The organism is Flavobacterium sp. B114r (genome assembly GCF_056824125.1).
Genome location: NZ_CP124858.1, coordinates 4583917 through 4607720, shown reverse-complemented (window position 1 = coordinate 4607720; position 23804 = coordinate 4583917). Strand labels below are relative to the sequence as shown.

The 23804-nt window shown below is 33.3% G+C and carries 17 protein-coding genes; 11 read left to right on the top strand and 6 right to left on the bottom strand.

Annotation, left to right across the window (positions count from 1 at the left end; all coding sequences use genetic code 11):
- Positions 1–136: 136 nt before the first annotated feature.
- The 5 genes from QLQ94_RS19280 to QLQ94_RS19260 form a co-directional block, all read right to left on the bottom strand.
- Complete coding sequence (locus QLQ94_RS19280) at positions 137–3370, bottom strand: sacsin N-terminal ATP-binding-like domain-containing protein (RefSeq protein WP_482498224.1); 3234 nt, start codon at positions 3368–3370, stop codon at positions 137–139.
- 8 nt (positions 3371–3378) lie between these two features.
- A complete protein-coding gene (locus QLQ94_RS19275; RefSeq protein ID WP_482498222.1) occupies positions 3379–6147 on the bottom strand; it encodes an ATP-dependent helicase in 2769 nt (922 codons plus the stop codon).
- A gap of 6 nt (positions 6148–6153) precedes the next feature.
- Positions 6154–7413: an FRG domain-containing protein gene (locus tag QLQ94_RS19270; RefSeq protein ID WP_482498220.1), complete on the bottom strand. Its 1260-nt coding sequence runs from the start codon at positions 7411–7413 to the stop codon at positions 6154–6156.
- A gap of 963 nt (positions 7414–8376) precedes the next feature.
- Complete coding sequence (locus QLQ94_RS19265; protein WP_482498219.1) at positions 8377–9945, bottom strand: alpha/beta hydrolase; 1569 nt, start codon at positions 9943–9945, stop codon at positions 8377–8379.
- Positions 9946–10065: 120 nt separating this feature from the next.
- Positions 10066–10473: a hypothetical protein gene (locus QLQ94_RS19260; protein WP_482498217.1), complete on the bottom strand. Its 408-nt coding sequence runs from the start codon at positions 10471–10473 to the stop codon at positions 10066–10068.
- A 388-nt stretch (positions 10474–10861) separates the two neighbouring features.
- Between QLQ94_RS19260 and QLQ94_RS19255 the strand changes: the two genes are divergently transcribed.
- Entirely contained in the window at positions 10862–12352 is a 1491-nt protein-coding gene (locus QLQ94_RS19255) for a recombinase family protein (RefSeq protein WP_482498215.1), read from the top strand.
- Positions 12339–12503 carry a PTS sugar transporter subunit IIBC gene (locus QLQ94_RS19250; protein WP_482498214.1) on the top strand — a complete coding sequence of 55 codons (165 nt, stop codon included), beginning with the start codon at positions 12339–12341 and terminating at the stop codon, positions 12501–12503. Before QLQ94_RS19255 ends, QLQ94_RS19250 begins: the two co-directional genes overlap by 14 nt.
- A gap of 318 nt (positions 12504–12821) precedes the next feature.
- Here QLQ94_RS19250 and QLQ94_RS19245 read toward each other — a convergent pair whose 3' ends face one another.
- Positions 12822–14510, bottom strand: a complete 1689-nt coding sequence (locus QLQ94_RS19245) for a helix-turn-helix domain-containing protein (protein ID WP_482498213.1) — start codon at positions 14508–14510, stop codon at positions 12822–12824.
- Positions 14511–14845: 335 nt separating this feature from the next.
- Between QLQ94_RS19245 and QLQ94_RS19240 the strand changes: the two genes are divergently transcribed.
- The 9 genes from QLQ94_RS19240 to QLQ94_RS19200 all read left to right on the top strand — a co-directional run bounded on the left by QLQ94_RS19240 (position 14846) and on the right by QLQ94_RS19200 (position 23796).
- The gene (locus QLQ94_RS19240; protein ID WP_482498211.1) at positions 14846–15538 is read left to right on the top strand and encodes a hypothetical protein; all 693 of its coding nucleotides are present in this window, start codon (positions 14846–14848) and stop codon (positions 15536–15538) included.
- Positions 15539–15859: 321 nt separating this feature from the next.
- Positions 15860–16747 carry a helix-turn-helix domain-containing protein gene (locus QLQ94_RS19235; protein WP_482498210.1) on the top strand — a complete coding sequence of 296 codons (888 nt, stop codon included), beginning with the start codon at positions 15860–15862 and terminating at the stop codon, positions 16745–16747.
- Positions 16719–17978, top strand: coding sequence for a hypothetical protein (locus QLQ94_RS19230; protein ID WP_482498208.1), 1260 nt, complete (start codon positions 16719–16721; stop codon positions 17976–17978). Before QLQ94_RS19235 ends, QLQ94_RS19230 begins: the two co-directional genes overlap by 29 nt.
- Positions 17979–18613: 635 nt before the next feature.
- Positions 18614–19150: a hypothetical protein gene (locus QLQ94_RS19225; protein ID WP_482498206.1), complete on the top strand. Its 537-nt coding sequence runs from the start codon at positions 18614–18616 to the stop codon at positions 19148–19150.
- Positions 19151–19282: 132 nt separating this feature from the next.
- A complete protein-coding gene (locus QLQ94_RS19220) occupies positions 19283–19621 on the top strand; it encodes a DUF4134 domain-containing protein (RefSeq protein WP_482498205.1) in 339 nt (112 codons plus the stop codon).
- Positions 19622–19639: 18 nt separating this feature from the next.
- Positions 19640–19951 (top strand): DUF4133 domain-containing protein, encoded by a 312-nt coding sequence (locus QLQ94_RS19215; RefSeq protein ID WP_482498203.1) that lies wholly within the window; start codon positions 19640–19642, stop codon positions 19949–19951.
- A 35-nt stretch (positions 19952–19986) separates the two neighbouring features.
- Entirely contained in the window at positions 19987–22455 is a 2469-nt protein-coding gene (locus QLQ94_RS19210; protein WP_482498201.1) for a TraG family conjugative transposon ATPase, read from the top strand.
- A 13-nt stretch (positions 22456–22468) separates the two neighbouring features.
- Positions 22469–23158: a conjugal transfer protein TraI gene (locus tag QLQ94_RS19205; protein WP_482498199.1), complete on the top strand. Its 690-nt coding sequence runs from the start codon at positions 22469–22471 to the stop codon at positions 23156–23158.
- 23 nt (positions 23159–23181) lie between these two features.
- Positions 23182–23796, top strand: coding sequence for a hypothetical protein (locus QLQ94_RS19200; RefSeq protein ID WP_482498198.1), 615 nt, complete (start codon positions 23182–23184; stop codon positions 23794–23796).
- The last annotated feature ends 8 nt before the right edge of the window (positions 23797–23804 follow it).

The following is a 23804-nucleotide window of genomic DNA, read 5'->3' as shown; positions in this document are numbered from 1 at the left end:
TCGATGTCTGGGCAGATTGATTTCATGCTCCTGCGGGTAAGGGGCACGATGGGTCATGCTGACATCTTCCTTAATTTTTTTATGGGCGGTAAATTGACGATCATCACTTATGGTTATGATAATTCCCCAACTAATTTTATATTTCAAGATTAACGGGATGTGCTCTTAATTCACCATCTTTCCATTTTTTTATTGGATTTTTAATTATTGTGATAGCTGATTTTTTACTTAAAACATTTTTCACAATGAAAAAACTATATTTATTACCTTGACCTTCTTTGAATTTCTTATATGCTAATGACCATTGATAACCATTAACTGGAAATAGGTCTTTATCTTCCATTTTTGTACTCTTAACTTCAATAAATTCAATTTCTTCTTCTCCTTTTTTAATAATGATGTCACATCCAATTCCTTTTTTATTTTCGGAATTTAGAAGTGAAATTGTAATGATTTGATTGTTTACATCCTCAAATTGTAAAACTGTTTCCGTTTCAGAGAAAAGAGTTGCTTTTCTTGACCACAATTTTTTTAAATGTTTCATAGCTAAAAACTCTCCTCTTTCACCAATTTCGTTTTTCATTTGTTGACTTTGTTGATTACCCGAAGGTACTTTAGGTTTTAGAGGTTCTTGAGAAGTACTATTACTTTTTCCGCTTGAATTATTATCTACTTCTTTACCCTCAACATTTGAATCGTCATAAGGCACAAAATCATCTTCCTCAGTTTCCATATCATCGATATCAGGAGCATTTTCTATTTCTAACTTTTCTGCTTCTCGATTTGCCTCTTTTGCAATTTCAGTTATAGCGGTTGCAAGATCAATCCCTTTTTCATTACAAAGTTTTTGAATAGTTTCAAACTGGTTGAATAATTCCTTTTTTTCAGGTGACAGCTGATTCAATAATAATTGTACAGCTTCTTCTTTAAATTGTATTTTTTTAATAAGTAATACAGCTTCTTCAGTATCTAATTTATATTCTGGAGCTAGCGAGGATAATGTAATTTGAGTAGGATTAACACATTCATTTTCGTTAGAATAAAGCCAAGATTTATTTCTAATATTTAATAATATATGACTATTAAATGAAGCATTTCGGTCATAATTTCTAAACCACCAATAATTACCTTTAAATAATTTATTTTTATTTGGATCCTCTTTTAAGAAGTTTAATAACATTTGCCAGAGAAGTAAAGAGTCACTTTTTGAAATTACTTTTTCATTAATTAAATCATCAAATCCAAACAGGGAATAATCTTTTATTTGTTCACCGTGATGTTGTGTAATTTCATCTGAACGATATGTGTCTATTCGTAGTTGTTTTTTCTTTTCTTCCGAAAGAATTGTATTAACTTCTACTAATCTAGGATAATTTTTTGCCCCACATTTTAAGGCAAGATTATGCAAAGTTTCTAATGAATCGGTATCATATATCTTGTCATTTAGAAAATAAACCTTTTCTGTATATCGGAAATAGGTTTTTAAAATTTCATTTTCAATATAGAAATCAGATGCTCTGCCCCAATAATTATCAGTTGTTTTTAGTTTATAAACATAAAAAATATAGATGTCATTGCCGCTGATCATTTCAATCAATTCAGACTTTACTGATTCAGAACCTCTAGAATAAATATCCAGAATAAACTGCATGTGTTCTAGGTGTTTTTTTATATTAACTTTTATTTTTTGATCAACTTTGTATAATGGAATGATTTGTTGTCTGATTTGGTCAACATAATTTGGTTCTTTGATGCCTAATTTGTCTTTTATAAATTCTAAAGAAGGTCTGTTTGATACTACCTCAGGGTGGACAATATCATAAGTTACCTTTTTTTTATCTAAAGATAAAAATACTTTAGGTTTTCCATTTGTATCGAAAGGCTCTGTATGTTTACCATTTATTAATCTGATAATAGGTTTTTTACGCAAAACGCCTACGTCTCTTCCTCTTCCTGTTGCATATAATGATTGTTGTTTGTTTAAAAAACCATAAAATGAACGAATCCAAGTGTTTGTTTTAGATTCAAAGAAATCTTTTGTTACAACTCTTGCAAAATCTTCAGGGCCGTATTCTTTTATTGAAAGTTCTCTCATTAGGTAATTTCTAAGCAGGGGAGTCTTGTCAATTGTAATTTCAGAATTAATCCAATAATCAATATTAAATAGTTTTTGGAGGTCATTTTTTGAAGCTAGAATCTGTTTTAATTCTTTACCTCTTATAAGACCAACAGTAGATCGAGAGGCCAATAAATTACTATCGTTTGCAGGTAAATATTTTTTTTCTGAAAGAAATTCTTCTTTTAAAATTTCATAAAATTTTTGATATACTATTTCATTTTTATTTCTTGAAGAATCTATGGGTAGGTGGTTAAGTAAATTAACTCCAATAAGCTTGTTTATACTTAAATATTCAAGTACATCTTTAAATAACTGGATTAATTCATCTAATAATTCAACATTAGTTTGTTCTTGAAAATTAATATTATCTCTGGATGGTGTCGTATTAAAAGGTGCATGAATCATAAATTTTAGAAAAGTTTCATACCCTGTTTCAAAGAAAACAAATAGTTTGGAACTCTCCGCAATACTTATGGATGGCACTCCTTCAATGAAATCTTGTTTGAAGGCAATTGATAATTTTGGTTTGTTTTTTAATGATGCAAATGATGGATGTTGTACCTCCTTTTTAAAATGTAAATAATGATGGGGATTTCCGTCTGAATGGATAATACATTCATATGCAATGTTGTTTTTTTTTGCAGACAAACTTTTCTCGTCTTTATATATTCTTCTTGACGAATTATTAATTTCAATTTCAATATTTTCAAGGTTTTTTAAAAATAACAGATTGAAATATTCAAGTTTCTCTAATTTTGTTTCTAATAATCCATAAATTTCCTCAGTTGTTTTCTGATTATTGTAAAATGGTAATATTATACAAGTATCCTTAAAATTATTATTATCGGACAATAATTCAGGTAATAAAAAATCTTTTATCTTAAAATCGTATATGCCGGATTTTATTTGAGGCATATTCGTAATTGCGTATACTGATTTGAAACCAATGCCAAATTTTCCGATTTTATCTTGATCATTTATTTTGTCGCTATCTTCTTCTGCAATATTTGTAATACCCCCTATATCTTTAATTTCAAACGATCTACCATTATGATTAATTACTAATTTTTCAGGATGAAGTGAAAATTTAATTTTTGTTGCACCAGCATCTTCTGCATTTTGAAGAATTTCATATATAAAGTGGGTGCTTTCAGAATAAAGTTCAGTAACTATTTTTAATACACCTGTTTTATTTTGCTTGATAGCATCATAGAGGAATTTTCTGTCGGAATATATTTCTTCGAATGTCATAATTATTTTTATTTTGGGCAAATTGAACTCCAATCGCATTTTCCACAAACTTGTTTCTCAGGTTTTCTTGGGAATTTGTTTGATACAATTCCGTCAATAGCTGAACTCAATTGTGCTTTTGTTTCTGCTATTTTTTTTGGTGTTATTATTACTTCTTTTCTTTCGGCTTTTTCAGCATCTAAATAATGTAGATAAGCTTTACTAATATTTTTTTGCAATGCTTCTTGAGCTGCAATGGTATAAAGTACAACTTGATGCGTGTATTTATCTTCGTAATGGCTTTGCGGCTTTCCTGTTTTAAAATCGATAATTTCTAAAACATCATGTTGACCATCTGCTCTTGAAAGCAAATCAATGGAGCCGTTTAGTAATGCTTTGTTCTCAAAATCCATTTCGAAATTTTGTTCTGTCTTCACTACCAATGAAAAGTCTTTTTTCCACAGTTTTATGTAATTTCTTAAGCTATTAAAACAAGCATTTCGAAGCATATCTTCTTGTTTAGTAGCTGCATATCTTAAATAGAAATGTTCATTTACCAATTTCTTAACGTCTTTCTCTGTCGGGATCTTACCATTTCTTTCGTAATTAGTATGCATTAGATTTATTAGATTATGTACTTGTTTTCCATATCCTAATGCCTGCACTAGTTCGGGATTGAAGCCATAAATAAAACGAATGCGATAATCATAACTGCATGACATATAATATGAAAGCTGACTGTAATTTGTTGGAAACCTCAAATCACTGTCAACTCTTTCAATATTACAAGTCTTTCTAGTTGTCGGATCAGAAATTGGTGTTGTAATAAAATGATTATCTTGTAATTCTATGAAAAATGGATGTAATTCAGTACCTCTTGTGTTTCCTGTTTTTATTTTATGTGAAGTAACAAAAAGGTATTTTTTAGCTCTCGTGACTGCTACATAATACAATCTTCTTTCATCGTCTATACTGCCACCATATCTGCTAAAATCAATTTGAGAACTGTCTAAAAATGTAACTTTTGAACTATTATTTGGTCTTGTAGCCTTTAAACTAGGAATAAAAACAATGGGAAAACCAAGTCCTTTTGTACCGTGAAGTGTCATTATTTTTACAGCATCAATTAATCCTTCATTGGCACTGGTAGAACCTTCGTCATAAGCATTAGAAAGAAATGTATCAATGAACTCTACAAATCGAAGAATATCGTTTTTTGACAAATATGTCCTTGAACCTTCGAAATCAGATATTGCTTGACTAAATCGTCCTAAATTGTATAGCACTACATTATCAGCGCTATCATCGTGAAATGAAATTTCGTCTAAACCTAATTTAGATAAAAGCTTGTAATAAAGTTCTTGAAAGCTTAACCTTTTTTGAATTTCACACCAATCAATAAGTTCATTAATTGCTTTTTTGAAATTAGAGAACTCTATTTTGAACGTTAGTTCAATTGCTTCGTGAATGTCTGCAAGACTATCGTTTGGTTCGTTATCATCTTCTTTTACACTTTCACCAATATATTTTAGAATTCTTAAAATGGTATTAACTTCTGAAGCTTCCATTAAACCACCCATGCCTGAATAAATAACATTTATTCCTGCATTTTCCAGTGCATTTTTATATTGCGTAGCATCGGCACGACGACGGAACAGTAATACCATATCAGAATACTTCAATTTTCTTGGTTCTCCCTTATCCAGGTATTCTTTACCATATAAGTTTTGTACTTTTTCTACTATCCAATCTACTTCTTCTTGTTGTGCATCAAAACAAAGTTTATATAGGTCACCTTGCTCTGTTAGTTTATTATTTGGCAAAATTTGTTTTGGAATTCTAAGTGTATTTGTAGATATGAAGTTTGAAGCACATTTGATAATGTTATCGTGCGATCTTCTATTAATGGTGAGTTTATGGGGTGTAACTGCCTTGTAATTGATATTAAAATCAATAATATTTTTTACATTGGCGCCACGCCATTGATAGATTGATTGGTCATCATCTCCAACAACACAAACATTTTTTTGACCTGAAACCAAACGAATTAATTTTTCTTGAATAGGGTTAACATCCTGATATTCATCAATTGTATAAAATTTATACTGTTTTTGAATCTTCTGGACTATGTAAGGATCATTTTCCAGATGATTTACGGCTAATGTTAGTATTCCCGAAAAATCCAGAAACTTTCTTTCATCCAATTTATCTAAATAAACTTGTAATGAATTTTGAAATGTTTTAGAAGCGATTTTATCTGAAGTCACACTTTCTTCTCTGCAAAAATCTACATCGGAAAGAAACGTTCCTAATGTCCAATTTTGCCAATAGGATGGTTTATTCATTGCAAAATAACTATTGTAAGTAAAGCCTCTACTTTTTAATGAGCTGTAAAGAGCCGGTATGTTTATACCTTCTTTCCACATAAGTGAGACAGTAAAAGCTTTTCGGCTGTTTTCATCTAACATGTCATAACCCCGATATTTTGGTACAAAATCCTGTAAAATTTTGAAAGCAAAAGCGTGAATAGTTCCAATATATATATCGCCAATATCTGGTTGTTTCCCCATTAATTCCGTAATCTTATCCCTAACACGAAACTTTAGTTCTTTGGCAGCTGCTTCGTTAAAAGTTAAAGCTACAATTTCAGAAGGTTTTGCAATTCCTTGCTGAATTTGGTAAGCAATACGCTCGGAAACAAATTCTGTTTTGCCTGAACCGGCACAAGCAATAATTTGAACATTGCCTTTTAATAGTTTGGGATTAGATTGAAAAATAGGAAGGTTATGGATTGGCATACTATTTTATTTCGTTTTACATTTTTCAAATACTTCCCAGGTGTTCAAATCAGGAGTTGGATAAATAAAATCTTTGGTAATGCCATCAGTTTCTAAGCGTTTACGAATATGATCTTCGAGACTTTTATGAATATTAAAGCAACTACAAAAACTATATTCTCTAGCTTCTTGTGCTGATTTAGATTCCTTATACATTTCGTCACCAATTAATTCAACGGGTTTTGTTGGATGTGCATTCCAAAGGAAAACACCCTCTTGGTTTAGTATGTTTTTACTGTTATTTAAAGAAAATAGAATTCCTGTGTCTTTGTCTCTATCGCTAAAATATGCCATTTGAAAGGTCATTAAATTTTCAACTTTGGTCATGTGAGATATCAAACCAGAACCATTAACCTTCTGGATATCTAATGGTTGTCGACCTTTAAAATGTTCTGCCATGGCTGCTCTTTTTTTTTCATCACCATTTGAGAAAATATCCATCAAACGATTCATTTCAGATTCTTGCATACTTTCTATGACATCAACAATCATATTTCGCAAATTTCCTTCTTTAAAGTATTCTTCCTCAATGAAATAAATACTACAATAATCTTCAATCTCAATTGTACACGGATTAGGAGTTATTCCTTCAATTGCAAAATAAAGCGCATTTTGAAATTTATAAGTCCAATCGAGAAGTGGCGTTGGACAACTATGATGTTGTAAGTAGCCTAGAATTGAAACGGAATTTTCGGTATCGATATGATTTTCTTGTAAAAGTTCTTTAATAGGTTGGCTATAATCTTCTTTACCTATTTCAACTAATCGCTCAATAAGTGACTGATAGCTGACTTCTTTCTTCTCCAATTCTTCTGCTATCCATTGCCTTTGGAGTTTGCTGTAAAGTCGCCATTTGGCTTCACGCTGTCCTCTGAAAAGTGTATCTGTTTTAGCTTTATATTCATCATAAATTTTATCAAATTGCTCTACCGTATCGATGTTTTCTTGTGCGAAGCTATTCCATTTTTGAAGTGTCGACTTATATTCTGACTGGAATTCAGAGCTATATGGTGGAGGCATTGAATGGGAACCAAGAAGTGCCAACATCATAGAATTAACTCTTGGACTAACTGTTTCTGGGTCTACTTTTCCATCAGGACCACTCTTGACTAAAATTAAATCTTCCAGTAAACCATTAAATGGAATTTTTTGAATACCACCGTTCTCCAAATATTCTCTGGTTAGCTTAATTTTTAAATCCAGATTTGAGATAATTCTTTTAGCCATTTAAATATTAATTATTAATATCAAGTTGTAAGTAAGTTTTGCAGTAACGATTTTTTAAAACGTTTTAAAGTTTTTATTACGATTTTTTTTCTTCAATTAAAGATGAATAAATTTTTATTTTTTTGGAAATTTTATATAATCGAAAAACGTAAAGCTATAAATTTTAAAAAGAATAACCTATTCTAAATAATGAAGAAGTTTACATTTTATTAGTTCACAATTATCATTTATTTTATGATTTTTTTCTGAAAGTTATCGCTTCGAGATCTAGAAAAAGTTTTCATTTGAGAATAAATTTTCTTAAAATCAAATAGCTATTGACTTTAAAATATTTAAATAAAATTTATTGGAATAACTTCTATTTAATTATCCGAGGAATTATCAGCGCTATATTGGGCTATTTCAGGATCAAATTCTCTCAACAGCGTTGAGAGTTTGCATTACTTAGTTTAACAAACTCGTTATAAGTTTAAATTCTATTTTACTTTTTGATAATCAAATGAGATAAAGCCAAATTTCCTACTAAGCGCTCGATTTCCGACTCAACGATATCGGAAATATCCTGTTTGATCTGTAGATAATTACGTTGCACTAAACTACTATTAATTAAATACGTACCTGCCAGAGACATCTTTCTCGGCGGTGATCTGCGGTTTTGATTCCGGGGCAAAGACTATCAGCAGTGCTGCCTACAGCTTTTCTTTTTCTGAGCATACCGATGGCTGCTGCAGGGTCAGCTGTGAATACCATTTCCTTTTTGGATGGGGACTCTGCGGACTGTTTTTTGATTTGTGCTGCAGGGGTATGATTGTCAGGAACCTCAATGTGCTACTCAAAGCTAGTGCTTTGAAAACCAAAAGCCTAATTAAGCCTTTACCTTATACTATACTAAGACAAAAGCGTCAATTTTAACTGAAATTGACGCTTTTTTATATAATTATCGCTCGCATTGACTTTGAGGGCTTATTCCAGAAAAAGCCAATAGGGAAGAATGTTGCTGTTGATTTCCCTGAGCCTTCTGTCTGCAGGATCAAGATCTTTTGCAATAAGATAGAACAGGTCGGTGAGCAATTGTTTGCTTTCAAATAAATAGCTGTGGGAACTGACATTTTTCAGATTGGACGCTTCTATAGTTTCCACATCGTGATCTAGAAAAAGGTCTTTACCTACCTGTCCCAGGCGGATCCGATTGGCCCTTGTCAAGCTTGAAGCAAACAAGGCAATGTCATGATCTGATGCATAGATAGTCCTTCTCTTTCCTATATTTTTAAAGGTTGGAAGGATGCTATTTCGGAATTCTTGCTGGTCAATATCGGGCGCCCCCAGGATAAGCTGCTGGATTTTATCAAGATGCGCTGCCATGGTGCCGGTATTTCGAAGCTGATTTAGCGATAATGTCGTTACAAGGCTTCCCATACTGTGCGCAATAATATGAAGCTGTTCCAATTCCGTGTCCAGAATGAACTGCTCCAGGAATTTTGCAAGGCAGGGAGATGCGCTTCTAGCAATAGCTTCATCGGCGAAATAATGCGGGATTTTAGCATTGGATGCCCAGCTGAAAAAACCCGGAAACCCTTTAAAAGGTAGGTCGTAGGCAAGCTGTGCAGTCCTTCTAGCAGCATCTTCAAAAGAGCAATTGTATCCGTGTACAAAAAGCAGTGCATCCTTGCCCTTGGTATTGTTTAGAGTACCGTTGAAGTGCTCAATAAAGGCTTCCTTATCCAAAGGCGTTGCACTCTGAAGCATTATGTGCATGTCTTCATTTTCCAGAAACTTGATAATCCAGAAATCGTTTGGGCGTTCCATGGCCCCGGGAACATGTCCCATTGGGATGTTCACTTCACATATTCCCTGCTGGAGTTCATCTTCTTCATTGCCATATTTCTGTATGCCATTTTTAGAGTCAGTCGACTTTCTGTTTGTACCGTAAAAAAGCCTGACTTTTCCGCCCGGTTCCTGTTTGGGAAGCAGTTCGTGAATAATTTGACTTCTTTCATTAGTGTGATGCTCCTGCCAGTCGTTTCTGCTAAATGGCATGCTGTTGTAAACTTCCTCTATCACATCACCATAAAGCTGCTTTATGGCATGTAAATCTTTTGCCTTTAGGTGCTGAATCTGCTCATTATCCCTGAAGACAGGAATCGCGATTTCCTCAAGTCTGCTTTCCATTATCCAGTTAACATCAAGCTTTACCGATGGGCCTTCGATCTTTTTACCGGTCACATATCCGATCTTGTCAATTCTTTGGTCCTGTATACCAAAAATCCGGTCCAGTTCGCGAATGTTTTTTGTTTCAAAAACTGCCTGGGCAAGGCCGTTAACCTCTTCGGGTGAAGAATCCGGGTTATTTTGGGCTACCTGAATCGTAAGATTATTTTTTGTCTGGTTGACCTGCTTCACGATTTCATCCCACCTGAAGGTAATTTCAGTCGTATCGTTTTGATCCCTGAAATGTTTGAATCTGGTTTCTTTTAATTCGATAGCATAATATTTTTCATCAGAGCGGGAGTTATTCACAGGGAGTGTGGTCATAAGTTAAATTGGTGTGGTTTTAAGTGTACTAAAATAGGCAAAATTCTGATAATTCATTAATTTATGAACGCTTAAAAGATTGGACCTGCTACTGCGTCCAAAAGTTGTTTTGGGAAGTATTTATTCAAGCCATTTTTCCGAAATCTGAAAAATTTCAGTCAAAGTTTTTCCTTTTCTAGTTTGAATCTTTCTGTCTTTTCTAAATTGTGCTAATAACTCAGTTTTTGAAAAATCAAATTTATTCTCGGTAAATGGATGTTCGAAAAAACAATGTTCGGCGTTTATATGGTCATATATTGAATCATTATAAAAGCAAGTTACAATGCGAGAAATATATTTTTTATATAAACTTTTATTATATGATTTGATATCCGCTAAGGCACTGCCTAATTTCTTAAGAAAAAATTTACTGCTTTCTTGTTCTATTTTAGTTTTAAAAGGTATCTCATGTATCATTTTTGAAATAGGATGTTTCATGTTTTTCAAATCAATACCTCTATTTTGGTAAAATACTTCAATATTTTTCATAATACGTATTAGGTTTTCGTCAAACACAAATTTATGTGTATTGTTCTTTTAAAATTTCCTTAATTAAATAGTTAACAAGTTTAATGTAAACAGTCTAGGAAATAAACATCAATCAGAAAGATTAAGCGCTTGATAAAAATAGCCAATATCACTATCTTATGCTCAGCCGTATCTAAAATACTTTCATCTTCAGATATTAAGAGGTTACTGTTATCCAAAATATATAATTTTTTCAGTTTGTATACTTAATTAATTATTTACAAATTAAGAAAGAATTAGCTGATAATATGTTTAAATCTTTCCGTAAATTAGTATCTCAAAAAAATGTTCTTTGGTTAATTCTGTTTTAATATAATACATATGAAAGAACCAACAAATATATAATTATATGAAGTCAGCCTATTTATACGTTCGTGTAAGTACGGACGAACAAAAAAGAAAAGGTTACTCCTTGCCAGAACAGGAGGACAGACTATTGAAGTATTGTAAATATTACGATATCGAAATTAAAGGAATTTATCGTGAAGACTTCTCTGCGAAGAATTTCAATAGGCCAGAATGGAACCAATTATTCTCAGAAATCAAAAAGAAATCATCAGGAGAAGATAAAAATATACTATTTATCAAATGGGATCGATTCAGTCGTAATATTGAATATGCCTACGAAATGATTGGAAAGCTTCGGAGATATAAAACAACAGCAAAGGCTATTGATCAGCCAATTGATTTCTCTGTGCCTGAAAGTACAGTTATGCTGGCTGTATATTTAGCTGTTCCGGAAGCAGAAAATACCCGGAGAGCTCAAAACACTGCAAATGGCATTCGTCGAGCGAAGTTGATGGGGAGATATCCTAGTAAGGCACCATTAGGATTTGTGAATTTGACATCAATGGATGGCAAAAAAGCTATTGCTCCTAAAGAGCCTGAAGCCGAAATTATAAAATGGGCTTTTTATCAAGTTGCCAAGAATGATCATAAAATAACTGAAATCATGAAAATGGCTCATGATAAAGGGTTAATATGTTCAAGATCACACTTTTTCAGGATATTGCACAACCCGGTTTATTGCGGGCTTATAACGATCAAACTTGATTCTAGTGAAGAGCAGATAGTAAAAGGATTGCACGAACCTTTAATAGCAGAGTCTTTATTTAATCAGGTTCAGTCTGTTATTAATACAAAGAGAAGAATTACTACCAAAAGAAATGATTTACAATCATTATTTTTTCTTAGGGGTTTTTTAACCTGTCCTGTTTGTGATCGAAAACTTGGCGGAAGTGTTTCAAAAGGACGATCAAAAAAATATCCATATTATCATTGTCGTGATGGCTGCAGAACACGGATAGATGCAGAATTTCTTAATGATTGTTATCAAAATAAACTTCAACAATTGATACTCTCAAATAATACAGTTGAACTATTTAAGGGCATTTTAGAAAACCAGAACATAATGACACAGAAGGCAAGTTATTTATACGCTCAAAAAGTATTAGAGAGGAAAATAAAGGAGGAGGGACTAACCCTTTCTCGAGGCAGAAAATTATTTATAGCCGGAATATTAAAAATTGATGACTATAATGAATTAAAAAAAGAGAACCAAGTCAGCACCAAAAATCTTAAAAAGGAAGCACATGATATTGTCGTTAAATTAAAAGACATTGATAAAAAAAATCAAGTAGAAGAGAAAGCGTTAGTCGAAATCTTTCAAAGATTTTCTGAATTTAATGTCTCAGACAAAAGGCATCTTGCAAATCTTATTCCACCTACTGATATTGATTTTAAAACAGGAACACTTTCTTTAAATCTAAATCAAGCATTTTTAAAAATACTATCAAAAAAAAGTAACCGAAAAACGAATAGAAAAAATGAATTTCATTGAGAAGAATGTTTCAGTAGAAAAAGCCGTTATTATTCTTTCCAAGAACGGCATTCAGGTAGATGAGAAGGAAGCTAAAATTATTTTGGAATTACTGTATTTAGTATCAAAAAATTACGATAAACCAAAAGAGAAAAAAATCCTACATCCTTAACGGGATTTCGAACCATTGTTCAGCATCGATTAATTCTCTAATAGCGCCACTTTAAGACTGTTTATTTCAAACAGACTAAGAATTTCTTGTGAAAAAATCGAACCACAAATGTTAGGCTGTGAAGGCTTGAAAAATCTATATGTTTGTATAAAAAAAAAGAGACAACTATTTGCTAGTTGTCTCCTTAAGTGACCTCGACTGGATTCAAACCATGAATAACTAATAATTGATTTAAAAAAAATGACTTTTCTATAAAATTTTAATTTATAATACTGTCTTTAATTTAGCTCTTCTATTTTTGGTGCAAAATAATAAATATTAATTTAAAGTAGTATCTTCTTTTTTAATTTGCTCAATAAAATAAGCTGCGGAAATTCCGGTTTTCTTTTTGAAGGCTTTTGCAAATCTTTCTGTAGTGCTAAAACCAACTTCCTCCGCCAGTGCCTTATTGTTATATTTACGAACCAATTTATTGCTATAAAGTAAAGATATTATATACTCTGTTTTAAGATCATTTATGTATTGATTAAAGCGTTTATCTTTATAATGATGAATTATAGCAGAAAGGTATGTTGGATTGTGATTAAAAAAAGCGGACAAAGTAGAGAGTTTCCAATCCCTGTCGAGATATTTTTTTTCATTTTCAAATTTATCTAACAGTTTTAATATAATTGCAACTGTTTCACTGTTAATGTCTAGCATTATCGGTTTCTCTTTTTTTTCTTTTGTCTTACTTTTATCCTTCGAATCGTTAATCTCCAACATCAGCTCTTCAAAGCGTTTTTTGTAGATCTTTTTATTTCTCAAATTTCGATGAGTTACAATAATAAAGCCTGAAAAAATAATTGAAGTAAAACCAATGAGAACAGAGTACTTATAATTTTTTATAAAGAGTTCTCGTTTTAAATTTTCTTTATCAATTAGTAATTCCTGCGTGTAGTATTCCTTGTTTATTTTTCCAACTAAATATTTGAAAGTTTCATTTAGCATCCTATCAGCTTTGAGTAATTGATCTACATAATATAGATGAATTTCTGGATTATCTTTGGCTTTATAATAGTTAATCAGAATTTCATAGACTTCCCTAAGATCAGGTCTCAGATAACCTTTAGTGTTGAAAAGCTGATCTACTTTTTTTAAATAGGGTAGAGCAGTTTCATATTTTTCTGTCTTCCAATAACTTTTACCAATATAGAAATAACCAACAGATTCATTCCCAAAGTCTTTTTTTTCTTTTAATTCCTTAATAGAATACTCAATATTTTTGATAGCTGAGGCGTAATTTTGCTTAAAGTAATCATTTATTCCTTGAGAATGAATATAGTAAACTTCCATTTCAGGTATGTTCAATTTTTTGCATTCTTTTATTCCTAAAATATTGGTTTCACTGCTGAGTCCATAATTTCCAATTTTGTTATAACAAACTCCTAAGAAATGTAGCGAATTCAAATAAGCTCTGGGATTTTCATTCTTGAAATAAGAGACACACTGTTTTAGTAGTGAAATGGCCTCATCATAATAACCTAAGTAGTATTTGACTAGTGCAATATTATACATTAGTTTATAGATAAGATACTTGTCGGTTGTTTTAGCTAAGTAACTGTGGGCAATAATATAATTGTCCAATGCGTAATTATGCTGTTTTAGTGAGTAGTACGCGATACCTTTTGATAGATAAGCAGAACCGATTAGTATATTATCATTTGTTTTTTTTGCCGCATATATGGTGCTATCGGCATATATTATGGTCAATTTATCAGAAGACTGATTCGATAAATTGCTATAACCATTAGCTATTTCTTTCCAATTTTTCTCATTCTTTGCTTTTTGTAAAAAGGAATATAGATAAATTGTAGCCTTTGAACTATCCTTTAGACCATAAGCCATATCATCTAGGTAATCGTAACTTTTATTTTTTAAAGAATCAGGTATTTTATACTCTTTTTGTTGGGCCGGGACTAAGTGAAAAAGAAATAAGAAGATTGCAAATGTTTGATTTTGATTCATAACGTGATAGTTTGGGGACTATATGAGAGTGTAAAGTGCATCAGTATCACTTTAAAATAGCCTTCACACCAATTTTGCAGTAATTTAATTCAAATATAATCTAAACATTTGGTTTTTAGTGTTTTGTGTAATTTAAAGTAGTATGGATTTATTATAAATCCATACTTTAAATTCAATAAATCCAAACTAGTGGTGTTGCGGGAGATGTTTCCAAGCAATAGTTTTGTCATGAATTCAAAAGCGAAATTATCTGGCATAGAGCCTAATAAGAGTTCCGCTAATCCGGATGAAATGAACTGAGAAGGAATTCTCATTCACATCAAATAATCCTAATCATGAAAAATTTATTATTATGCGGTTCTTTATTATGTCTTTTAATTTCGTGCTCTGCCGACTCAGATTTTAATCCATTAGAATTGGAAGAAAGCGCAATAACAAAATCCGGGAGAAATTTACCAAATCCGGGCAATAGCGCTAATCCTTTTGACTTCAAAGGAGAAAAGTACTATGATGCGCTAACAAGCTACCGGGAGGCAAATCAATATCCGAATTCTATTGCGCAGATTATTGATCAAGTCAGTTTTTTGGCATCGCAGTTTAAAAATGACTCTTTTAACAATAGAAGTGTAATATCCTTTACAGATGAAATTGTACAGTCCATTATGGACGATCCGGACAATAGCATGATTACGATCGTGCAAAATAGTACAATCAGCAATTCGGCAAAAACAAATCTGGTTAACTTTCTACAAGTTTTAATTGAGAAGCGACAGCTCGAATTCTCCATTAGTTATAATTACATAACTGATTACGAAGATACAGTGATAACAAACAACTCTTTGAATCAGGATGACAGTGAAACGATTTTAACAGTCACATCCATATCCCGTTATTCACTTTATTCGGAAACTCAACGTAAGGATCGTGACTGGGATAAATCAGGGGCTAACAAAAACGCCAAACCCTTTTTTGCAGAGAACCAGGTTGCTGTTATTTCGATAATATTATTCCTGGCTACATTTAAATGATTCTTCTTTTAAAATAGTAATAAATGTTTTTTTTAATGAAACCACGAATCATTCTTTATACCCTGCTGGTGATTTTTAACCTTGTGAGCCTTTATTTCATCATGGAACTGTTCAGCTATGATGAAATAGTTGGTTACCTCACTACAGGCGGCAAAAAAACTATTGATGCACGTGAGCTGGCTTATCTATTGTTTGTAACATGTCTTCTGAATCTCTACTTTCTATCTTTTATATTGATGAAAAGTTTTTTTAAGGATAATATATAAGAGTTTGAAATCCAGGTTTCATATTTTTTAATTCTTTTTTTGAAATTACTACAATATGTTAAAAGACCTTATCAATATAGAACTGATGGATCTTCCAATAGAAGGTCTTGGTATAAGCATCATCAAGAAATATGTAATTAAGACTGCCCAGGATGAGCCATTTTTAATTCGCAATTATTGTGTTATCCTTATAAAATCAGGGGAGTTTAAAATTAGGATACAAGAACTTATTAGTGATCTGAAAGCGCATGATCTGATGGTTTTACCTAAAAATTCTTATTGTACAATTCTAGAAGTAAAAGGGAAACCACAATTTTTTTTGATTTGCTTTACATCAGATTTTGCATTTGAAAATTGCCTGAAAAAAGAACTTGTGGACTCCTTTGCTTTTTTACTTGGAGAATCTTTACCCACAATCCCCCTTGAGGATAAAGACTTTCAGGTATTGTCACTAATTTACAAACTGATTTATTTCGTAAATAAAGATACTAAGAAAAGTAGCGAGGATTCTGAATTACGACGTATTGCTTTTAACCTGTTTTTGTATGAGCTGAAGTTTATTTTTAAAAGGTTTATTAAAGAAGCTCCAATTAATATTAAGAGACCCGAGAGTCTCACGATTCAATTTCTGACCATACTGACCATTCACTGCAAAAAACAGCACAGCGTAAAGTTTTACGCGGGCGCTTTATCTGTAACAAGGGGCTACCTGAATAATGTAGTAAAGCAGGTAACAGGTAAAACTGTAAAAAGCCTCATTGATCAGGCGATCATTAAAGAGATTAAAAATGTGCTAGAAAATTCACAATCATCAATAAAACTAATAGCAGAGGATTTTGAGTTCAGTAGTCTCTCGAAATTCGACAACTTTTTTAAAAGAAATACTTCTATGTCAGCTTCTCAGTATCGCAATAATGCAATGGGAAAATTTAAAAAACTTTAGGCTTCATTGCATAATGTTCACTAAACAAAATACTATCATGATTACTGTATATCCCCTAGAATGGATAGACTCATTGATATTGCACACCTTAGATTCAAAGAAAACAAATATCATCGATCTGTCACAGAGTGATTTAGCCTTTATAGGTAACAATCTTTCAAAAGAATTGCACCTGATTCAAGTTCAACTAAAAAACGAGATATTTTCTTTACAGAAAAAGAGGCAAATCCGATTACTAGTTCGAAAGTACCACTCCTCTTTAGTTTATTTGCTGGATAAGGTAATTGGATATCAAAAAAAGGATATTGTTTTTACCGGAGTTTTAGCAGGTATAATGGAGTTAGTGATTAATTGTCTTTATGATTTGTTGTCTTTTGTTCAAAGCCGTTATTTCAATTACCTAAGTCTGGATGAACGTGTCCCTATTCAATACCTGGTAATTTCCAGAAAAGAAATATTTTTAAGGCTCGAAACGCTCAAAAATAAAGAAGAAGAAGGTGCTTTAGATGGTCACCTCACTGAAATGGTATTTAATGCTATCTCGAGTTCAATTGCAGAGAAACCGCAACATAAAATCACTTATAGAGAAATATTGTATCAAAAAGAACTTTTAAAGTATTTAGAGGTTTTGGCGGCTGCCAAAGATCAATCTACTTTTTATTCAGGAATTGATCAGTTGTTAATGGAGATGAATTTTAATTATCACCCTTATATTGGTCATTTTACACGCCGGATACAAAGTCAACTTGATTTACAGGAATCTTTAGTTGACAAAACAAATCAGCTACTTCTTTGCTATAAAGAATTTAGCCAGTTATTGTTCAATGAAAAAATAAGCTTTGATCCTACCAGGGAAAATATAAGATATGTTCTGGATAACTGGTTCAGGCAAGAAATTACATATTTGGAGCGAAAACTAGTTTTAGATGCAGGCGCCCAAAGTATCCATAAAGAAGATCAAAATATGCAGATAGGAAATAACAAAGTTCAGTGTGCGCTTTCTACAGATCAAATGGGCCTTATTTTACGCGCAGGAGATGAGGCGAGAATTCTAAAAGCAAAATCCCTGAATGAAGTATTCAGAACCATTGTGCCGCATCTTTCCACTGCACTTAAGAAAAATTTGTCCTATAATTCAATGAGAAGCAAATCTTATAGTGCGGAAGAAAAAGACAAGCAGATTGCGATTCAGACTCTCGAGAGAATGATCAAACATATTAAAGAGTTCTAACTATTATTAATGAATTTAAAATTGAATTTATGAAAAAACTGAATCACATTTTATTTGTGGCTTGCCGTAGGATCTACAAGCAAGAATTTCATACTGAAAAAGCAGCTGAATTGATTAAGAAAGAGAGCCATTATCGAGGAATTGAAAGATAGGGGAGAGTCACTGAATAATTTTAAAAAAGCTGTGAGAACTTATCTTTTACCAACACTGGAAAAGGACAGGAAATATAAAAATCAAAAAGTAAAACTGGTATTGAAGAGTTTGATAAGATTACAGATATAAAAAAAACTCTGATGGTAAAAAAGCAATCGTTAGCTATAAAACAATTTGGCATAATAACATGTTTGTCTCCCTAAGATACAATCCTTTAATCACACAAAAAGAGCGCAAAGCATATTTTTTACTGACTCAAAATGAATGGGCTTTTGTGAATGTCCGGGATTTTGAGATTGCTTGAATTTAAACTAAAGCTATATCCAAAGAAAAAGCCCTCCTAGTGAAGGTTTTTTTTTGCCATCTTTCTTGATTTTCCGCCTATTTGCAAAGGGTACAAAAGGGTACAAAAAAGTTGTACTTGTAGGGCTTATATTGTATTTGTTTCTTTGACTTGTTGAATAAATCATAACTCTTTTATTATGATTTACATAGAGAGAAAGAAAGATGTTGAACGATTAAATGAAAAAGCTATGTTTACAAATATCTCATGGAGCAATTATATAATTGCCGTTAGTGTACTTTTATTTATCTGGTATTTGGTTTTAGGATTTAGATTTTACTATCCTGAGCTAAAAGAAATTCTAAACGGTGAGAAAACCCTAAATCTCACAAGTTTTAAAAGCAATAGAAACGAAATGCCTGGCGCTAATCTTTTAAAAGACAGTAGTACTGAGAATCTGGAATTTTCATCTTGCAGTGAGCCTTTTGATACCCTTGCTGACGCGAAGGAACTATCTGACCGGATAAAGGGCGCCATTACTGAGAGCGCAGAGAGGAACTTCTCTTTGGAAGAATTCCAGAACTATCTAAAGTTGCTACTAAAGGAATATCCATTTGTTAAAATCTCTGCGCTACGAGAGAAGGTGAATACTTTAATTGTCGCGGGTTGCCAGAGATACCCGCAACTGCTTTTAACTGTTTCCCAGGTCGATGCCTTGTGGGAAGAGACTATTTAATATTATAGTGGAGGAATAATCCCTGTTCTCTCTGGCGTGGTAGGACTTTATGTGACAAGGAAATAGAGTTGTAACGGCGAGTATTCCTCCGCTTATTTTTTATAAGAAATCAAAACTTTAAAACGATGTGTGATGAAAAAATGTAAAGGAGATTTAAAGTGTTTTTCAAAGGCAAAAAAAGTATCAATTCAGGTAGTAATGCTAGTTGTTTTTATTTATTTTAAAGGCTACGCCCAGGATGGTGTTGCCGGAATTAATGAGGCTAATCAAAAAGTCAGAAGTTATTTTGATGCCGGTACAGAACTCATGTACGCGGTAGGAGCTTTACTGGGGCTTATTGGCGCGGTGAAAGTGTACCAAAAGTGGAATGCCGGAGATCCTGATACCGGAAAAGTAGCCGCAGCTTGGTTTGGGAGCTGTGTGTTTTTAGTTGTCGTGGCCACTGTGATAAAATCCTTCTTTGGTGTTTAAGACTAAAGATAATGAAAAATGAGTAGCAGTGTATATCAAATCAATAAAGGGATTAATCAATCCATCGAATTTAAAGGACTCAAAGCCCAATATATTTGGTATTTGGGCGCGGGTGTTGTGGGACTTATGATTGTTTTTGCAATCCTGTTTTTTATTGGAATTCCTTCTATTCTCTGTGTGGTTTTTATAGGGGGCGCGGGAAGTGTAATGGTTTTCAAAATCTACAAAATGAGCCATAAGTATGGCCAGTATGGGATGATGAAAGCCATAGCTAAAAAGCAGATTCCAAAGAATATAAAAGTCTACAGTAGAAGAATTTTTAAAATTTGATAGTCAAAGAGCGTTAAGAATTAAATCAAAGTGTGATGCAAAAAGTGATAGATGATGTTTTACCGATTATGGATGTTCAGCACGATTGTATTTTGTCTAAACAAGGAGATATAACAGTGGTTTTTAAAGCCGAACTTCCAGAGATTTTTACCCTCTCAGACCAGGAGTATGAGACGTTTCATCAATCCTGGATCAAAGCCATTAAAATACTCCCTAAGTTTTGTGTATTGCACAAACAGGACTGGTTTTTAGAGAAACACTATAAGGCAGATTTTACAAGCGATGACAGCAGTTTTCTAAAAAGAAGCAGTGAGCGGTTTTTTAATGAAAGACCCTTTTTGGATCATTCCTGTTATATTATGATTACCAAGAAACCTCAAGGAAGAAAAAACTCAAGTTCCTTATTCTCTAATTTAATTAGAAGTTCGCTGGCTCCTGAGCAAACGCTAAAAATGGAGCTGCTTCAGGATTTCATAGACAGTACGGGTCAGTTTAAAAGAATCATGGAAGACAGTGGATTTGTAAAGCTTACGCGTTTAGAAAACCACGAGCTTAAAAGCCAAAGCCGCAGCATTGGACTTATAGAAAAATATTGTTTTTTATCAGAGAGTGAAACTTCATTTGTCTACAAGGATATTAAATTCAGCCAAGGACTACAAGTTGGCGATAAACATTGTCAATTGTTTACTTTGGGGGACTCGGCCGATTTACCGGGACTCTGTGGATCCAGGATAAATTATGACCGTTATTCAACTGATAGGACAAAATTTAGTGTAGGCTTTGCCTCAACACTTGGACAATTATTATCGTGTAATCACATCTACAATCAGTACATCTTTATTGAGGACGGGCAGAAAACTATTCAAAAACTCGAAAGCAAGAGACTGCGCCTGCAGTCCTTATCAGCTTACAGCAGGGGTAATTTAATAGCTAGAGATGCTACAAACGATTTTTTAAACGAGGCCATATCCCAGCAAAGATTACCAGTTAAGGCGCATTTCAATGTCCTGGCCTGGAGCTCAGATGTGCAAGAATTAAAAGAGATCAAAAACAAGGTGTCTTCAGCCCTTGCACAAATGGACGCGGCCGCGAAGCAGGAAACCGTTGGAGCGCCACAAATTTATTGGGCAGGCATAGCAGGAAACGCGGCTGACTTTCCAATGAATGACACTTTTGATACCTTCACCGAACAGGCGGTATGTTTTTTAAACATGGAAACCGGCTATAAATCTTCCCTGAGTCCAATGGGAATCAGACTCGGGGACAGGCTCACAGGTAAACCTGTTCATGTGGATATCAGCGATGAGCCTGTGAGAATGGGAATTTGTACCAATCGTAATAAATTTATACTAGGCCCTTCGGGAAGTGGCAAGTCCTTTTTTACCAACCACATGGTAAGGAGTTATTACGAGCAAGGCACACATATTGTCCTTGTGGATGTAGGGCACAGTTACAAAGGATTGTGCGAGATGGTAGGAGGTTATTACTTTACTTATGATGAGAAGAACCCCATAAGGTTCAATCCTTTTTATATAGGAGAGGGCGATAGTCTGGATACCGAGAAAAAGGAAAGTATTAAAACGATGTTACTGGCGCTTTGGAAAAAAGACGATGAGACATTTAATAGAAGCGAGTATGTGGCCCTTTCGAATTCTCTGCAATTGTATTATGAGAAACTAGAAGTTAATCCGGATATTTTTCCTTGTTTCAACACCTTTTACGAATTTTTAAAAGAGGATTTTGTCCCTATACTTGAAGGAGATAACGTAAAGGAGAAAGACTTTGATGTCAATAATTTTCTCTACGTGCTTCGGCCTTATTATAAAGATGGCGAGTTTGATTACCTTTTGAATGCAAGTGAGAACTTAGATCTTTTAAAAGAGCGGTTTATTGTTTTTGAACTCGATAATATAAAAGATCACCCCATTCTTTTCCCGGTGGTCACCATCATAATCATGGAAGTTTTTATCAGCAAAATGAGAAAGCTTAAAGGAGTTCGTAAAATGATCCTGATCGAAGAGGCCTGGAAAGCCATAGCCCGGGAAGGGATGGCCGAATATATTAAGTATTTATTTAAAACTGTAAGAAAATTCTTTGGAGAGGCAATTGTAGTGACCCAGGAAGTGGAAGATATTATCTCCTCACCGGTAGTCAAACAAGCCATTATCAATAACAGTGATTGCAAGATTCTTCTTGATCAAAGTAAGTATCAAAATAAATTTGATCAGATTCAGGAACTCCTCGGGCTCACTGAAAAAGAAAAGGCGCTGGTGCTCTCTGTAAACAAGTCCAATGATCCTGATAAGAAGTACAAAGAGGTTTTTATTTCACTAGGAGGTATGCTTTCAAAGGTCTATCGAACCGAAGTTTCACTCGAGGAATACCTGGCCTATACAACAGAAGAAAGCGAGAAAGTTAAAGTGAACGCGTACGCCCAAAAATATGGTGGCGATATCAAAAAAGGCATTGCCGCTCTGGCATTTGATATGAGAAATAAAACTTAAATGAAAACAGAAAATGAAAAGCAGAATAAAATTGATCATTTGCACACTGTGCTTGTTTTTTATCACTACAGCAGCAAGACCCTTAGAGAGTAATGCCGCTATTCCGATACTTGAGATTGTTAAGGCGGTTACCAAAAAAGTAATTAAGGCTATTGATCTTGGTATACAGAGATTGCAAAATAAAACCATATGGCTTCAAAACGCTCAGAAACAGCTTGAGAATACACTCTCCAAATTAAAACTTGATGAGATTTCAAATTGGACCAAAAAACAACAGGATCTCTACAAGGGGTACTACGAGGAACTTCAGAAAGTAAAATCCATTATTACCTACTATCAGCGCATAAAAGAAATTACCAGCAAACAAACCAGACTGATCAACCAGTATGAAAGAGCCTGGAATTTATTGAGACAGGACAGTCATTTTAGCGCCTCAGAACTGCAATACATGCAAAGGGTTTACCAGGGAATTCTAGAGGAGAGCATGAAAAATATTGATCAGGTATTCTTTATTCTCGAATCTTTTACAACCCAGATGAGCGATCTGAAAAGACTCGAGATCATAAACCAGGCTGCCGATCAGATAGACGAGAATTATGATGGTCTGATGCTGTTTAATAAACAGAATGTTCTTATGAGCCTTCAAAGGGCTAAAACTAGTAGTGACGCGCAAAAAGTCAAACAATTTTACGGAATTCCATAAGTAAACACAAAGCAATAGAAAACATGAAAAAGATCTTATTACTACTCTGCATTATGGTATTGTTTTCACACGATATTCAGGGCCAGGCCAAACAAAGAAAGACGCTACTACTGCAAATAGCCGCACTACAGACTTACATTGGTTATGCTAAAAAAGGATATACTGTAGCTAAAAACGGGCTGAATTTTATAGGGGATGTAAAGAAAGGGGAACTCAATTTTCATGAAGATTATTTTAGCTCCCTTAAAAAAGTGAATCCAAAAGTGGGACCTTATCTAAAGGTGGCCAGCATTATTTCCCTGCAGCTTAAAATTATAAAGATTCATAAAAAAACTCTTGACAATATGCACCATGATGATTTGTTTCATGGGGATGAACTGGATTACATAGAGAAAACTTTTGGACATTTAATAGACAACTGCAATGATACCCTGCAGGAGGTTTTGGTTATTTCAACTGATAATAAACTAGAAATGAGAGATAGTAAACGAATAGAGCGGATCCAAGGGCTTTATAAAACGATGCTGGAGGACTATTTGTTCTGCGAGAATTTCACACAAGAGATTTCCCTTATGTCCCTTTCAAGATCTAGAGAGAAAAATGATAGGAACCAAAGCCGGATTTTACTTGGCTTGTAAAAAAATAG